At 55.9% G+C, this 14,506-nt stretch carries 15 protein-coding genes; 3 read left to right on the top strand and 12 right to left on the bottom strand.

Features of this window, described 5'->3' with window-relative positions; genetic code table 11:
• Positions 1-64 precede the first annotated feature (64 nt).
• Together ACFQUU_RS07595 and ACFQUU_RS07590 are read right to left on the bottom strand one after the other, a co-directional pair.
• The gene (locus ACFQUU_RS07595; RefSeq protein ID WP_382245007.1) at positions 65-835 is read right to left on the bottom strand and encodes an SDR family oxidoreductase; all 771 of its coding nucleotides are present in this window, start codon (positions 833-835) and stop codon (positions 65-67) included.
• A 7-nt stretch (positions 836-842) separates the two neighbouring features.
• Positions 843-1,550, bottom strand: a complete 708-nt coding sequence (locus ACFQUU_RS07590) for a histidine phosphatase family protein (RefSeq protein WP_382245004.1) — start codon at positions 1,548-1,550, stop codon at positions 843-845.
• Positions 1,551-1,655: 105 nt separating this feature from the next.
• Here ACFQUU_RS07590 and ACFQUU_RS07585 point away from each other — a divergent pair, with 105 nt between their 5' ends.
• Complete coding sequence (locus ACFQUU_RS07585) at positions 1,656-2,558, top strand: LysR family transcriptional regulator (RefSeq protein WP_382245001.1); 903 nt, start codon at positions 1,656-1,658, stop codon at positions 2,556-2,558.
• A 40-nt stretch (positions 2,559-2,598) separates the two neighbouring features.
• On the opposite strand, the gene fumC is transcribed toward ACFQUU_RS07585, so the two are convergent.
• Together fumC and ACFQUU_RS07575 are read right to left on the bottom strand one after the other, a co-directional pair.
• Entirely contained in the window at positions 2,599-3,990 is a 1,392-nt protein-coding gene (gene fumC, locus ACFQUU_RS07580; protein WP_382244998.1) for a class II fumarate hydratase, read from the bottom strand.
• Between the two features lie 183 nt (positions 3,991-4,173).
• Complete coding sequence (locus ACFQUU_RS07575) at positions 4,174-7,062, bottom strand: EAL domain-containing protein (RefSeq protein WP_382244995.1); 2,889 nt, start codon at positions 7,060-7,062, stop codon at positions 4,174-4,176.
• A 529-nt stretch (positions 7,063-7,591) separates the two neighbouring features.
• Between ACFQUU_RS07575 and ACFQUU_RS07570 the strand changes: the two genes are divergently transcribed.
• On the top strand, positions 7,592-8,215 hold the full coding sequence (locus ACFQUU_RS07570; RefSeq protein WP_382244992.1) for a sodium:proline symporter: 624 nt from the start codon (positions 7,592-7,594) through the stop codon (positions 8,213-8,215).
• Between the two features lie 67 nt (positions 8,216-8,282).
• Here ACFQUU_RS07570 and ACFQUU_RS07565 read toward each other — a convergent pair whose 3' ends face one another.
• From ACFQUU_RS07565 to rpsP, 7 genes are all read right to left on the bottom strand, one after another.
• Positions 8,283-8,618: a DUF3579 domain-containing protein gene (locus tag ACFQUU_RS07565; RefSeq protein ID WP_382244989.1), complete on the bottom strand. Its 336-nt coding sequence runs from the start codon at positions 8,616-8,618 to the stop codon at positions 8,283-8,285.
• A gap of 538 nt (positions 8,619-9,156) precedes the next feature.
• On the bottom strand, positions 9,157-10,113 hold the full coding sequence (locus ACFQUU_RS07560; RefSeq protein WP_382244986.1) for a CobD/CbiB family protein: 957 nt from the start codon (positions 10,111-10,113) through the stop codon (positions 9,157-9,159).
• 82 nt (positions 10,114-10,195) lie between these two features.
• A complete protein-coding gene (locus tag ACFQUU_RS07555) occupies positions 10,196-10,867 on the bottom strand; it encodes a CoA pyrophosphatase (RefSeq protein WP_382244983.1) in 672 nt (223 codons plus the stop codon).
• 417 nt (positions 10,868-11,284) lie between these two features.
• On the bottom strand, positions 11,285-11,671 hold the full coding sequence (gene rplS, locus ACFQUU_RS07550; RefSeq protein ID WP_057292987.1) for a 50S ribosomal protein L19: 387 nt from the start codon (positions 11,669-11,671) through the stop codon (positions 11,285-11,287).
• A gap of 108 nt (positions 11,672-11,779) precedes the next feature.
• Positions 11,780-12,529: a tRNA (guanosine(37)-N1)-methyltransferase TrmD gene (trmD, locus tag ACFQUU_RS07545; RefSeq protein ID WP_382244980.1), complete on the bottom strand. Its 750-nt coding sequence runs from the start codon at positions 12,527-12,529 to the stop codon at positions 11,780-11,782.
• Positions 12,530-12,597: 68 nt separating this feature from the next.
• A complete protein-coding gene (gene rimM, locus ACFQUU_RS07540; RefSeq protein WP_382244976.1) occupies positions 12,598-13,149 on the bottom strand; it encodes a ribosome maturation factor RimM in 552 nt (183 codons plus the stop codon).
• The gene (rpsP, locus tag ACFQUU_RS07535) at positions 13,150-13,404 is read right to left on the bottom strand and encodes a 30S ribosomal protein S16 (RefSeq protein WP_382244973.1); all 255 of its coding nucleotides are present in this window, start codon (positions 13,402-13,404) and stop codon (positions 13,150-13,152) included.
• 231 nt (positions 13,405-13,635) lie between these two features.
• On the opposite strand from rpsP, the gene ACFQUU_RS07530 reads away from it, so the two are divergent.
• The gene (locus ACFQUU_RS07530) at positions 13,636-13,986 is read left to right on the top strand and encodes an NINE protein (RefSeq protein WP_382244970.1); all 351 of its coding nucleotides are present in this window, start codon (positions 13,636-13,638) and stop codon (positions 13,984-13,986) included.
• Between the two features lie 10 nt (positions 13,987-13,996).
• Here ACFQUU_RS07530 and ACFQUU_RS07525 read toward each other — a convergent pair whose 3' ends face one another.
• Positions 13,997-14,215 carry a DUF1059 domain-containing protein gene (locus ACFQUU_RS07525; protein WP_057292992.1) on the bottom strand — a complete coding sequence of 73 codons (219 nt, stop codon included), beginning with the start codon at positions 14,213-14,215 and terminating at the stop codon, positions 13,997-13,999.
• Positions 14,216-14,506 lie beyond the last annotated feature (291 nt).

The following is a 14,506-nucleotide window of genomic DNA, read 5'->3' as shown; positions in this document are numbered from 1 at the left end:
CTGCCGTTTTATTGTGTTGCTTTGTCTCCTGCCACACTCACTTCCTACTGCTGATTCAATAGACCTAGCCGAGCAAATATCCACCGTCGACGTTCAATGCCGTGCCCGTGGTGTAGCTGGACGCATTCGACACGAGGTAGAGCACCGCGCCAGCCATTTCATCGGGATGGGCGACACGGCGCATCGGCACGTGCGGCATCATCTTGTTGAGCACCTCGGGGTTGTGCACCAGCGCGGCGGCGAACTTGGTATCGGTTGCGCCAGGCAGCAAGGCATTGACGCGCACGCCGGATTGCGCGCACTCCTTGGCGAATGCCTGGGTCATGGAAATCACGGCAGCCTTGGTGATCGAATAAATGCCCTGCATGTCGCCCGGGATGACCCCATTGACCGAAGCGACGTTGACGATGCTGCCGCCGCCATTCTTTGTCATCAATTTGATGCCATTGACCGAGCTGTAGAAGTAGCCGCGGATGTTGACATCCAGGGTTTTCTGGAACGACGACAGGTCGGTGTCGACGATCGGGCCGAAATACGGATTGGTCGCAGCGTTGTTGACCAAAATATCGAGCCGGCCATGCTTTTCCCCGATGGCGGCGAAAACGGCTTCGATCTGCGCCATCTCGCCGATATGACAAGCCATGGCTTCGGCGGAACCGCCGGCGTCACGGATCGCGGCGACCACCGCTTCACAGGATTCCACCTTGCGGCTGGAGACGATCACATGCGCGCCGTAGGCAGCAAGCGTCTTCGCGATCGATTCGCCGATGCCGCGGCTGGCACCGGTAACAAGGGCGACTTTTCCGGACAGGTCGAACAGGTTTGCGTTTGTCATGCTGGTCCTAACGATAGGTAATGGTGTGAGGTTTACCCAGCCATTCAAGGTGGGCATAGTTATTGAGGGTGCTGAGGGTGACGCGGCCCGGCTGGAACAGCAGCTTGGTCACCGCGCAGTTCACCAGCGTCCAGTTGAGTTCGGCCACCTGTTTGTCCTGTAAGCCGAGCACATGCTGGCAGATCGTGGAGATCGTGCCACCCGAAGTGAATACAATGATACTCTGCGATTTTTCCGCGCTATCCATCACGCGACGCAATGCGCCGACGCAGCGCTGCTTGAATGCCGGCCAGGGTTCGCGATATTCACGGTCGTACTCGCCACTCATCCAGCGCGACATCGATGCCTGAAAGATATCCTGGAATGCGTATTTGGCCTTTGGGCTGGATGCCAGGAAGCGTTTCACCTCGTCCGGGTCGTCAAAATCCGGCCGGTGGCGCACCATGATCTCGTGGTGGTCATATTCGTTGAAATCGGGATCGGTCAGCCATTCGGTGTTGACCCGATAAGATTTGGGCAATGCCGCGAGGCAGGCGTCGGCAGTCTGGCGATGGCGCTTCATGCCGCCGGTAACGACACGATCAAAGGTCTGATGGGTACTGGCGAACCATTCGCCCAGCAAGCGGGCCTGCTCCTGGCCCAACTCGGACAACTGGTCGTAGTTCGCACTACCGAATGAAGCTTGTCCATGGCGGACGAGGTAGATCTGTCCCATTACGTACTTCCCTTGGCTAACCGCCTGAATAGCGGGTTGTGAAGAGCATATCGCTACGGTTAGAATCTATCAAATGAATAGTTATTATCACGGTCCATAAATTTCATGCATATATCCCGGGTCGACCTCAATCTGTTCATCGTCTTCGATGCGATCTATACCGAAGGCAGCGTGACACGGGCGAGCCAGAAGCTGAACCTGACGCAACCGGCGATCAGCCATGCACTGGGCCGGCTGCGCCAGATGTTCGATGATCCATTATTCGTGCGTCAGGGACATACGATGGTTTCTACTCCGCTGGCGCGGACCATCATCGATCCGATCCGGAGGTCGTTGCGGGGCCTGGAAGTCACCTTGAACGGGGTGCATAGTTTCGAGCCGGCAACCGCGCAGAAGCGCTTCAACATCGCCTTGCGCGATGTGCTGGAAGCCACCATCCTGCCTCCGTTGATGCTGCGCATGCGCGATAGCGCGCCAATGGTGGATCTTGCCGCCAGCCATGTCGAACGACGGGAACTGGAAACCGAGCTGGCCGCCGGCACGCTGGACGGCGCAATCGATGTCTTGCTGCCGCTATCGAGTGACATCATGCATACCCGCATCTATAGCGATGCCACGGTGGTGGTCGCGCGCAAGGGGCATCCCGACATCAAGGGCGCGCTCGACATCGATACCTACATGAAGCAGGACCATATCCTCGCAAGCTCGCGTCGCCGCGGGCCAGGACTGGAGGATTTCGAACTGAGCCGGATCGGCCTGGAACGGCACATCCGTCTGCGCTGTCAGCATTATTTTGCCGCTTGTCGTGTGGTCAGCCAGACCGACATGGTGCTGACCATGCCCGGCCGCTATGCGCATATCGCGAACCGACAGTTCGACAATCAGATCCTGCCATTTCCTGTTGAAGTACCGGCCTTCGATGTGTTCCTGTACTGGCATGCCAATGTCGACAAGGATCCTGCCAACATCTGGTTCCGCGAACAGGTGATGCAGTCGGTTCATGACTGAGCCTGCGTTATCTGCATCAGGTTGAAGCTGCCGCTCAGCTTCAGCGCGGGCCAATCATGTCTTCCGCCCTCACCCATTTGTCAAAATCCTGCTCGCTGACAAAGCCGAGCAGCAGCGCGGCTTCCTTGAGCGTCGTGCCGTCATGATGCGCACGCTTGGCGATCTGGGCAGCCTTGTCATAGCCGATATGTGGCGCCAGCGCTGTCACCAGCATCAGCGAGCGTCCCATCAATTCCGAGATGCGATCGCGGTTGGCTTCAATGCCACGCGCGCAATGCTCTTCAAAGCTCAGCATGCCATCCGCCAGCAAACGTACGCTTTGCAGGAAGTTATGGGCGATCATCGGCTTGAAGACATTCAATTCAAAATTGCCGGAAGCGCCGCCAAAATTGATTGCGACGTCGTTGCCAAACACCTGGCAACACAGCATGGTCATCGCTTCGCATTGCGTGGGATTGACCTTGCCGGGCATGATGGAACTGCCGGGTTCGTTTTCCGGGATAGTGATTTCGCCAAGTCCCGAACGTGGTCCCGAAGCGAGCCAGCGTACGTCGTTGGCAATCTTCATCAATGCAGCCGCCAGGGTTTTGAAGGCACCGTGCGCGGCAAGCATCGCTTCGTGTCCGGACAATGCGGCAAATTTGTTGGAGGCGCTCTTGAAAGGCAACTTGAGTTCGCGTGAGAGTTCGGCAGCGACGTGGTTGCCGAATTCGCGATGGGTATTGAGCCCAGTGCCGACCGCCGTACCGCCCACAGCAAGTTCATACAATGCCGGCAACATCGACGATACAAAAGCTTGCGCATGATCCAGTTGAGCAACATAACCGGAAAATTCTTGGCCCAGCGTTAATGGCGTCGCATCCTGCAAATGCGTCCGTCCGATTTTGACGATGTCGTTGAACGACGAAGCTTTGCGCGCGAGTGTGGAGCGCAACTGTTCGAGCGCTGGCACCAGTGTCGACGCAACGGTCGATGCCGCAGCAACATGCATGGCGGTAGGAAAAATATCGTTCGACGACTGCCCCATGTTGACGTCATCGTTCGGATGTACCAGGCGTTCCTGTCCGCGTTTGCCGCCTAATAATTCGGATGCGCGATTGGCAAGCACCTCGTTCATGTTCATGTTGCTCTGGGTACCGGATCCGGTCTGCCATACCGACAAGGGAAATTCTTTATCATGCCTACCGGCAATCACCTCATCGGCGGCTTCGATAATCGCTCCTGCCTTCTTCCCATCAAGCTGGCCAAGGTCGTGATTGACGACAGCGCAAGCGCGCTTGACCTGCGCCAGTGCCAGCACGAGACTGGACGGCATCCTTTCGGTGGATATATGGAAATGATGCAGCGAGCGCTGCGTTTGCGCACCCCATAACCGGTCGGCAGGAACATCGATCGGGCCAAAGGTATCGCGCTCGGTTCGCGTATCGGTCATGCTTGCTCTCCATTAAAGGTCCTGTTTCGATCCTTGCTGGGGCAACCCTGTTCCCACAGCACCAAAATATCCTAAGGTGGTATTTTCTTCCGGAAAAGCCCTTGAGTCTTATCTCATGCCGGAACAATAGGCACAGTATGCAATAGAGCGAGCGCGTCGAGGTGCTTGAATGACGAACCTGAATCAGCCGTCGATAGCAGCGGTCGGCAAGTCGCCTTCGCTCGTGATTAGCTTGTGTTCGGTTGCCGATACCGAAAATCTCTGCAGGAATTCTTCTGCTGGCAGCGGACGGCTAAAGTAATATCCCTGCATGTAATCGCAGCCATGCTTCTGCAGATAGGCAAGCTGCGCTTCCGTTTCCACGCCTTCGGCAATCACCTCCAGCCGCAGGCTGTGTGCAAGCGAAATGATGGAGAGCACGATGGCGGCATCGTCCGGATCGAGCGTGATATCGCGCACGAACGATTGATCGATCTTCAGCAGGTCGATGGGAAAGCGCTTCAGATAAGACAAGCTGGAATAACCTGTACCGAAGTCATCAATCGAAAGATGCACGCCGATGTCCTTCAGGTCACGCAGGATGGCAGCAGCCACCTCAACGTCGCTCATCATCATGCTTTCAGTCAGTTCAAGCTCGAGCAGTTGCGGCGGCAGGCCGGTTTCTTCAAGGATATCGCGCACAGTTGCGACCAGGTCTTGCTGGTAGAACTGGCGCGCGGACAGGTTGACCGCAATGCGCAAGTCGCCCAGGCCGGCACGCTGCCATGCCACGCCCTGCATGCAGGCGGTACGGAGCACCCATACGCCGATCGGCACGATCAATCCCATTTCTTCCGCCAACTCAATGAAGCGGCCCGGCGGCACCGTGCCCAGCATCGGATGCTCCCAGCGTATCAATGCTTCCGCACCGACCAGGCCACCGGTCTTGAGGTTGAGCTGCGGCTGGAAATGCAGCACGAATTCCTGGCGCTCCAATGCGTTGCGCAAATCGCCTTCAATCCGAAGCCGCTCCATCGCGCGCTCGTTCATCGCCGGCGTATAAAACTGGAAGTTATTGCGTCCAATTTCCTTGGCGCGATACATCGCAATGCCTGCATGCTTGATCAGGGTCTCGGCATCCCTTCCATCTGCTGGACACACGGCGATGCCGACACTTGAGTTCATGACGAATTCATAAGACTCCATCACGATGGGTCGCGCAACGGCGTCCATGATGCGCTGTACGACCGCAGCCGACAGATGCTCTTCGGTGCGCTCGGGGAGCACCAGTACGAACTCATCCGCACTCAAGCGGGCGATGGTGTCGGTTTCACGGACTGCGCCGCGTAGTCGTTCCGCCACGGCTTTCAGCAACTGGTCGCCGGCATGATGTCCGAGCGTATCGTTAACGAACTTGAAGCGATCGAGATTGAAAAACAGTACCCATACCGGATGGCCATAGCGTTCCGCATACGCGCTGGCCTGACGCAACCGGTCCTGCAGCAAATTGCGGTTGGCGAGACCGGTTAGCGTGTCGCGATTGGCCTGAAACTCAAGCTCGGCCTCATAGCGCTTGGTCGCGGTGATGTCGTTCAGGGACACCACGAAATGATTGATCTCGCCGGCATCATCGCGCACCGGTCCCAGATAGACGTCGCTCCAGAACATGCGACCGTTCTTGTCGTAGTTACGCAATGAAAAGCGCGATTCACGTTTTTCCCGGACGGCTGCTCGGATTTCCTGGATTGCGGGCTGGTCATGGTCATCGGCCCACAACAGGCTGCAGCTGCGGCCGATGACATCGCTCGATGCATAGCCGGTAATGCGTTCAAAGGCGGGATTGACGTACTGGATCGGATAATGAGGCGACTGCGCAGTCGTAATGATGATGGCGTTCGCACTGGCTTCAATCGCGCGTTGGCGCAAATTGAGTGCATCTTCGACACGGCGACGTGCAGCGATATCTTCTTTCAGCATGGCATTGGCCAGACTCAGTTCCGCGGTGCGCTGCTCCACCAGCCCCTGGACGCGCCGTGAGCGCGACGCCAGGGCATGCACATAGGCCGCAATCAGGAAACTGACGAGAATGCCACCGATCAGTGTCACCAGCGAGCCGTTATGGCGTTTGGTAAATAGCTGGGCGCTACGCGAAACGACAATTTTCCAGGGCCGCCCGGCAACATCGAAGTCATGGACGATTGGGTCGGGACGATCATGGAACAGCCAGTTAGGGATGCCGGCGACTGGCGACTGGCGGCTTTCGGTCGGGTCAGCAAGTTTACGGAACGCGAGGTGGCGGTCGTCCGCTTCACCATTCGCATAGACGCTGATATCCAGGGATGCATCGTTCAGCATGCCATTCTCGCCAAGAATCTTGTCAATCAGCGTGGCAGCATTGAAGACGGCGGCCGTGTCGCCAATGACGGCTTCGCGTCGTGCCTCAACGCTGTCAAGAGCGGCGCCATGCCGGTACACCGGCATCACGACCAGAAAACCGGTCGCGCCGCCTCCCTGGGCCAGCTTGAGGAGCGACGTGGCCGTCGGCTGCCCGGTATCGGTGGCCCACTGCACGGCTTCTGACAGATGGGCATTGCGCGTCACGTCCAGTCCAAGTGCAGCTTCATTGCCGGTGAGCGGCTCGATATAGTCGACCACGAGGTGACGGGCCGCGATTTTGGTGGGAACGGGGCGACCATTCTCAAGCTCGGTCATTATGTAGCCGGGATAGAGGCGGCGCATGCCTTCCTCGTAGGAGATGCGCTGATCTTCCGGCACTAGCCGATGGAAATTGAATGCCTGTACATAGGAATGCCGTTGCAGCAAAGGCAAGGTGAAGACACGAAACTGTTCACGGCTGACCGGCTCGAAGGTAGTGAACACCTGGTTAATCATCTTGACGACCTGTATGGTCTGGTCAACTTGCTGCTGGATCGTCAGTATTCGAACATACGCGCGCTGCTGGAAGTCGAGCTCGATCTTGTCATGCTCGAGACGCCGCATGCTGACAAACAGCGCTGTTGTGGCGATCAGCCCGACAACAAGTGCCAGCGTAGCCGCCGGAGCGAACGAAAATGACAGGCGCGGTCGGGGCATTCAATTTCCGGTTTGGTCTTGTGTCGGCGTGGGTCGGAGGCGGGTTGCTCAATTCACGGATCGCGTTTGCATTTGCAAGAGTAGCGGATTTATTACCGATCGGAAAGCCATTGACGGTTTTTCCTTCCACTTCAGTGAATTGGGCATTGAACGAGCGTCGTGGCCTTCCAACAATGTCGCGACTACTGGGAAATATTGGCGTTTTATGTTTATCTCTTTATGGCTTTTTCGTTACCTTTGATCGCGACAGAGTATGGCTGACTACCGGCTTTCTGCTACATGGCTGATTGAGGCAACCGCACAGCCAGTGATACAGGCCCTTTCCGATGCAAGCAGCAGGAGATGCTGGTGGCCCAGCGCATCGTTGTCATTGTCCAAGGATTCAGCCCAATGTGAATTGGGGAAGTGTCTGGCGGGATTACTGGATGGGGAACTCAGGGGAGACGCCCGCGTGTCTGTTGTGGAAGCTGGCACTGTGACAAGCATTCACCATGAATGGCAATTCACTACGCGGCGGCGGCGGATGAATATGGCAGCCCCGGTCGCACGCTGGTTTTTTCTACGCCGTTACAAGTCGATCCTGCGACAGGGTGCGGATGGCTTGGCGCACCATCTTGGCACGCGCTTGCTGGATGAATGGACAGATGAACTGCCTCCCCTGCGTTCAGGAAGGGCGCCACCGTTCGACCTTGCCGCCGCAGTCGGCGCTGGTTGCGCGGCTGGCATCTCCTCAACTTTCCTGCAGATGGGAATGTGGCAGGTGCTGTCCTACCCTGTCTGGAACATGCTACTGCGGGATAGCCGTCTCGCAGCAGCGATCGTGCTCGGTCCAGGTGTCCTGCCGCCGCCCCCCACTTTCGATCCGTTCATCATGCTGGTAGCGAGCGTCTTGCATTTTGCCCTGTCGGCGACGTATGGGCTTGCGATCGCGGCCTTGGTCAACCGAATGAAGATGACAACAGCGGTAGGCTTGGGAGCCATTTCCGGCCTGTTGCTGTTTATCCTCAATATGGGCGGGTTTACGAGTGTCTTCCCTTGGTTTGTTGCGAGCCGCGATACGGCGACTGCGGTCGCACATCTTGGCTTTGGAGTCACTGCCGCTGCGTGTTATCGATATGCACAGCCCTTGGGCATCAGAGCGCATTCGCACTGATTGCACCGTCGATGCGGATATTCTCTGAGTACCCCAGTGCGGACTGCCTGATGAGCCGATGCGCTGATCAGCGCGTCTTGGCATCGGGCAGCAGGCAGGCGTCGACTATTTGCAGGTCATTGTCCTTGGCAAAATTGACGACGAAATGATAAGCAAGCGGCTCGAGTTCGCGCAGTTGCTCATTCACGACGACAGACTTTACCCCGGCCAGCACGGTGGGACGGACATAGGGGGAATAGCTCAGGTGCGCATTGGGTCCGCCAGAGCCTTCAGGACGGAAGCAGGACATGACGCCACACAGGCGTTCAGCCCAGTCGCTGGGACGAAACTGTCGGCCATCGCTGGTGATGCCCTGGATGAAGAACTCGCGAGCGACAATCGTGGATTTTTTGAATTCGGCCATGTGTGCGGCTTGCCTTCTCAGCAGTTGCTAGCTGTTGCTGGCTGCGCAGCGGGTAGACGCGCAAACAGCCGTTTAGTGTGACGCCATTATGCGGCATCAGGCTTTCATAATTCTTGCATATTATATCTTATAGAAGACTTGGTGTGAAACAATATTTCGCAATGTGAAATATGCAATAGGAAATTGCAATCTTAACCTGCCGTAACAAATGAATTCGGTGGCTTTTCACTGGTAAGGTGAAAGTACAAATAGACGCGGTCCCATATTAAGTTTCGGGTCAGGATTGGTATAGGACGGGTATGTGCCGCTACGGTTTCGACTATTTGCAATTTCGCCTCCAGAATATGAGTGGCGAAACCGAAAAAATGATTCCCTCTTCCACCAGCGAAGACAGAACGTGAATAGTTTGATAATGACTTCGGATTGTTCGATCCAGAGTCATGGATTGCCCGTCAGGTAATGTCGGGTCCGGTTGATATTTCAGCCAATACGCATAAGCACTGCCTGAAGGTTATTGGCGCAGAGAATGTTGCGTCGATTAACCAAGCCATACCGCAAAGGACAGGAGCAAAAGCAACAGCATCCATAGCAACAACGCACGCCACACCAGACCGACGGTACTCTGCAATGCGCGCACCGTTGGCTCCTCGCCGGGTGCAATTTCCGGTTCAACGCTGATGGAATCCACGGTTGTCGCATCGGCAGTCGGCACGCTGGACGCCGTTTCGAAAGCGGTTCCCAATCGTAGGCCCATGGCGCCACCGCCGGCAGACAGGATAATCCCAATCGCTTCATCGGGCCAGCGATGGGCAAAATTGCGCCATGCATAAATGGCATCTTCAAAGTTGCCGACAATTGCGAACGCAATCGCGGTAAGGCGCGCGGGAACCCAGTCGATGCAATAGAAGGCTTTCGTCGCAAAACGGCCGAACGCTTCATTTTTCAAATGCTCAGGTTCATTCCAGGCACGTGCCAGGTATTCCGCCACGCGGTACATCACCGCGCCTGCAGGACCCAGCGGCATCGCAAACCAGAAAAACACGCCGAAAACGTTGCGATGGGTGGTGATCAGTGCTTTTTCGACAGCAACGCGCGAGACTTCCGCAACACTCATCGTCGTGGTGTCTTGCTTGGTCCATTCTGCGAGCAACCGACGGGCCGTTGCCTCATCGCCGCTATTGAGCGCCAGTTGAATCGATGTGAAGTAGTGACTGTAATGGCGAAAGCCGAGCGTTAGATAAACGATCAGGATGTTCCATAACAAAGCAGCTAGCGGGTTGATCCTGAGACATATCCAGTAGATCAGTGCCGTTGGTATCAACATCAGCAGCATGGTCACTATCCAGGCCATGCGACCATGCCTCTCCTGGCCAGCGTTGAACGTAGCCTCCATACGGGCGGCAAGCTGCTTGACTGCCGCATACATGGGATTATCCGCGCGCAGTGGCTTGAATTGCTCGAACAGCAGCGCGAAAAGAATGGAAAGAAAGGTCATCGTCCTGCCTTGTTAATCACACAGCCGCTACGATAGCGCAGCGCAAGACCTTAATCAAACTTCGTCGGCTCATCGAAGTATTTCAGGCGCGAAGGAAATGAAACAAGTTGCGCAGCATACCGGCTGTTGCGCCCCAGATGAAGAACCGCTCATAGGGCATTGTATAGAAGGTACGTTTCCCGCCTACTTCGGGAAACTCATAGGTGCGGAGCTGATGATTCCTGCCATCCATCAAGAAGGCCATTGGCACCTCGAAGATTTCTGCAACCTCGAACGGGTCTGCCAGCAGTTCGAATGGAGGCCGAACCAGGGCAACCACGGGCGTGACACGAAAGCCGGTGCCAGTAAAATAATCAGGCAAGGTACCAAGCACTTCAATATGCCTGCGATGCAGGCCAACCTCTTCCTCGGTCTCGCGCAGGGCCGTTTCAATCGCCGATGTGTCGACCGCGTCAACGCGGCCACCAGGCAAACTAACCTGACCGGCGTGATCATGCAGATGTGCGGTACGTTGAGTCAGTAGCATGGTCAGCCCGGACTCGTGCGCCACCAGGGGCATCAGCACCGAGGCCATCACCGGCTCACCGGTCAGCTTGCGCAGGTGGCGCTCATCGAATTCTTCACGTATCCAAGGTGGCGGGTGCGCAAAGCGCTGGCGCAACCAGTGAGCAGTCAGGCGCTCAGGTGGAACCGGCGGTTCGCCGGCCACTCCATCGACGGGCAGTGATTCAGGGTCAAATAGCAATTTGGACAAATTCGTTTTCCTCTGGCGGGATCTACAAGAGCATCGATCTCTATGAGTGACTTTGGCATGCCATTGGTTTTACGCGATGGCTGTTTATCCTCTGTATTAGCGCACTTCCATCCTGGCGCACCGTCAATGCCCGACACTTTGCCTGGCCGGGTCAAGGTGAAAACGCTCAAGGCATCCTGACATGTATCGGAACTGCAATGCAGCAAGCTTGTCATGCCGAACACGAAACCAGCACAGGCTCGCACAATGATCTGGCACGTGCTTTCCGACTGCGTAGATGGTGCAACGGCATTAGAAATACCGGACTCGGCAGCAAGTACCCACTTTCAATTTTAACTTGAATGCCGCCGGCTCTCATGTGACAGGCCAGAAATGAAAAAGGGCACCATACGGTGCCCTTTGTCTACAGATCCGCAATTACTCTGCAGCTTGAGTAGCAGCCACACGACGGTTTGGCAGCTTTTCCTTGATACGCGCCGACTTACCGGAACGCTCACGCAGGTAGTACAGCTTCGCACGACGCACATCACCACGACGCTTGACTTCGATCGAAGCGATCAACGGGGAATACAACTGGAAGGTACGTTCCACGCCTTCGCCGGACGAAATCTTACGCACGATGAAGTTGGAGTTCAGGCCGCGATTGCGACGCGAAATGACGACGCCTTCGTAAGCCTGTGCACGCTTGCGAGTGCCTTCAACCACATTGACGTTGACGACGACGGTGTCACCCGGTGCGAAGTCAGGGATGTTTTTGCCCAAGCGGGCGATTTCTTCTTGCTCGAGTTTCTGGATCAAGTCCATTTGTTAGCTCCTGATACCATCTTGCCGGCGCATGTGCTTGTACACAGAAAATTTGCCCGGTAGAGGATGGGGTTAAACATGCGGACAGACATCGTCCGCTCGATACTGCTACTGCATACTGCTCAAAAATTTTTCATCGGCCCGCGTCAGCAAACCAGCCGCCCGCGCCCTCAAGATCAGGTCAGGCCGCTTTTTTGATGTTGCCAGCAAAGCCTGTTCACGGCGCCACTTCTCGATCTCGGCATGATGGCCGCCCATCAGCACCGGAGGAACTGCGACACCCTCGTAAACCTCCGGCCGCGTGTAATGCGGGCAGTCAAGCAAGCCGTTGACAAAGCTGTCTTCAACAGCAGACACATCGTCGTTCAGAACCCCTGGCAACTGCCGGATCACTGCATCCATCAAGGCCATCGCAGGTAGCTCGCCACCGGACAGCACAAAATCACCAAGGCTGATTTCCTCGTCTACGCAGCGATCGAGAAGACGCTGGTCGACAGCTTCATAACGTCCACACAGCAAGACCAGACCGGGTTCTGACGTCAATTGCATCACGCGCTCATGCGTCAGTGCCCTTCCCTGCGGCGACAGGTAGACGACTCGCGGTGTTGGCAAGCCTTGCTCCGCCTGCCGGTCTTTAGCCGCCTCAATCGCAGCCTCAAGAGGCTTTGCCAACATCACCATCCCAGGGCCGCCGCCATATGGGCGATCGTCGATAGTACGGTAATTGTCAGTTGTGAAATCACGCGGATTCCAGAGCGACAGGCTGCATCGCTTTTGTTCAAACGCGCGACGGGTAATGCCGGACTGCGTTATTGCAGTAAACATGTCTGGAAAGAGCGTGACGACATCAAATTGCATCTTTGCTCATCCTCAACTTTTTACTGAACTAGTCTGCATGTCGCAATGCTGTCACCCAGCGTCAGGCATCAGAAGTCCAGACCCCAGTCTACTGTGATCTTCTTGCCAGCCTGATCAACCGTTTTGACAAACTGCTCGACAAAGGGAATCAGCCATTCCTTCGGCTTCTCGTCTTCAACTGCCGAAGCGGCGGTCACTTTCAGGATAGGATGCGCACCGTTGTCCATCAGATCGGCAACTTTACCCAGGGGTTCGCCCTGGAGGTTCTCGACTTCCAGACCAATCAGATCGATCCAGTAAAACTCATCGTCCGACAGGACCGGGAAATGACTTCGACGTACCTGGACGGTCGCGCCCTTGAGCGCTTCTGCCGCGTTACGGTCTGCCACCCCCATCAACTGGGCAACGACATCTTCGCCATGGATCTTTGCCTGCATCATGTCGACGTCACGGAGGACCGGCTTGTCTAGCCACCATGTCCTTGCATGCAACATTGCATCCGCATCCGACGAATAAGGCCTGATCCTGACCCAGCCTTGAATTCCATAGGCACCGGTCACATGACCCACCAGCACCAGATCATCAGGGACTGATATCCCCGAAGCAGTTTTCACTGACAATTAAGCAGCGGCCTTGTTGCCACCAGCTTTTACCAGACGGGCAACGGTCGGGGACAGTTGCGCGCCGACACCTTGCCAGTAAGCCAGGCGATCCTGAGTGATGCGGAAAGCCTCATCCTTGCCCGATGCTACCGGATTGTAGAAGCCGAGACGCTCGATGAAACGGCCATCACGACGATTACGCGAATCGGTTGCAACGATGTTGAAAAACGGGCGCCCTTTGGCACCGGCACGGGATAAACGAATAACGACCATAATTTGCTTCCAAAAATTGTTCGAGGGCGGAAAAAGCCGGGAATTATAGCCCAGTTTTTGATGTGCCGGCAAGTTTGGAAGCATTTGCCGCCCAGCGTTGCTTTGATGGACGGTCTCATGCACACTACGCGGCGGCCGATTGCACTGCCGCTCCACGGGCCTCAAGGGTGCCGGATTGAACTGCAATATAAAATGACTTGCCCGGCGCACATGCCGACAAGCTGACATCACATGAACGTTACACACAAGAATAAAACACTCGCTACTTTTCTCGCATCGATCTTTGGCGGTATTGGCGCACACCGATTCTATCTTTATGGCAAAAAAGACAAGCTGGCATGGCTTCACGTGGTGCTGTTTCCGCTATCGATATTTGCCGGCTTTATCGCGGCACTCGTCATCGGGCTTACCCCTGATGAAAAATGGGATGTTCAACACAATGCCGGTTCTGGACGGCAGTCCAATTCGGGCTGGCTAGTGATCATTCTTGTGGTGATTACCTTTGCCGGCGGAGCGATTGCCCTGATCGCGGCAATCGCTCGCGCCTTCGACCTGTTATTCACAGGCGGCGCCTACGGCTGAAGGGGCTTGATTACAGCATGTGAGCGGTTGGTCGCTCGACAGGTGGTGTGCCTTCCTTGAACAGGGATTTCAGCTGCTGGCGGAACTCCGGACTGTCCTCATGCTTGTGCACGCTGACCGCGTGTTGTACTGCGGCTTCCAGCAATTCTTGATCTGAATCGGCGGATATGGCGACCGAACAGCCGCTATCGCTTGGGAATTCTCGACAGTCAATAAATTTGCGTCCCATGATACTTACCTCCTGCAGGAGAAGTAGGTCGACACTGATGCTCTCAGTGGCCTGTGCAACCTGGAAGCCCGGCCGTGCATTACTGGACCTGCCGAACCTTGAATCTGGCGGCACGCTTCGTTATAGGCAGCTATGGGCGCCACATCAAGCTTCTCCGACATTCCTTCATGGATGGCGCAGGCTGCAAACAAATTTCCGGATTTTATGCAAAGCAGGTACGTGTTTATTGAAATGTTGCATGGCGCAAAATATGCAGCGTGGAATCATAGCAATCACCTAATGCGTACACCA

The organism is Herbaspirillum sp. GCM10030257, assembly GCF_042666555.1.
Classification (GTDB): domain Bacteria; phylum Pseudomonadota; class Gammaproteobacteria; order Burkholderiales; family Burkholderiaceae_D; genus Noviherbaspirillum.
The sequence above is the reverse complement of the archived record's forward strand: the minus strand, read 5'-3'. Positions and strand labels throughout refer to the sequence as shown.

Coding starts and splice junctions, on each gene's coding strand:
- ACFQUU_RS07595 (WP_382245007.1), bottom strand. CDS start 835: ATGACAAACGCAAACCTGTTCGACCTGTCCGGAAAAGTCGCCCTTGTT.
- ACFQUU_RS07590 (WP_382245004.1), bottom strand. CDS start 1,550: ATGGGACAGATCTACCTCGTCCGCCATGGACAAGCTTCATTCGGTAGT.
- ACFQUU_RS07585 (WP_382245001.1), top strand. CDS start 1,656: ATGCATATATCCCGGGTCGACCTCAATCTGTTCATCGTCTTCGATGCG.
- fumC (WP_382244998.1), bottom strand. CDS start 3,990: ATGACCGATACGCGAACCGAGCGCGATACCTTTGGCCCGATCGATGTT.
- ACFQUU_RS07575 (WP_382244995.1), bottom strand. CDS start 7,062: ATGCCCCGACCGCGCCTGTCATTTTCGTTCGCTCCGGCGGCTACGCTG.
- ACFQUU_RS07570 (WP_382244992.1), top strand. CDS start 7,592: ATGGCAGCCCCGGTCGCACGCTGGTTTTTTCTACGCCGTTACAAGTCG.
- ACFQUU_RS07565 (WP_382244989.1), bottom strand. CDS start 8,618: ATGGCCGAATTCAAAAAATCCACGATTGTCGCTCGCGAGTTCTTCATC.
- ACFQUU_RS07560 (WP_382244986.1), bottom strand. CDS start 10,113: ATGACCTTTCTTTCCATTCTTTTCGCGCTGCTGTTCGAGCAATTCAAG.
- rplS (WP_057292987.1), bottom strand. CDS start 11,671: ATGGACTTGATCCAGAAACTCGAGCAAGAAGAAATCGCCCGCTTGGGC.
- trmD (WP_382244980.1), bottom strand. CDS start 12,529: ATGCAATTTGATGTCGTCACGCTCTTTCCAGACATGTTTACTGCAATA.
- rpsP (WP_382244973.1), bottom strand. CDS start 13,404: ATGGTCGTTATTCGTTTATCCCGTGCCGGTGCCAAAGGGCGCCCGTTT.
- ACFQUU_RS07530 (WP_382244970.1), top strand. CDS start 13,636: ATGAACGTTACACACAAGAATAAAACACTCGCTACTTTTCTCGCATCG.
- ACFQUU_RS07525 (WP_057292992.1), bottom strand. CDS start 14,215: ATGGGACGCAAATTTATTGACTGTCGAGAATTCCCAAGCGATAGCGGC.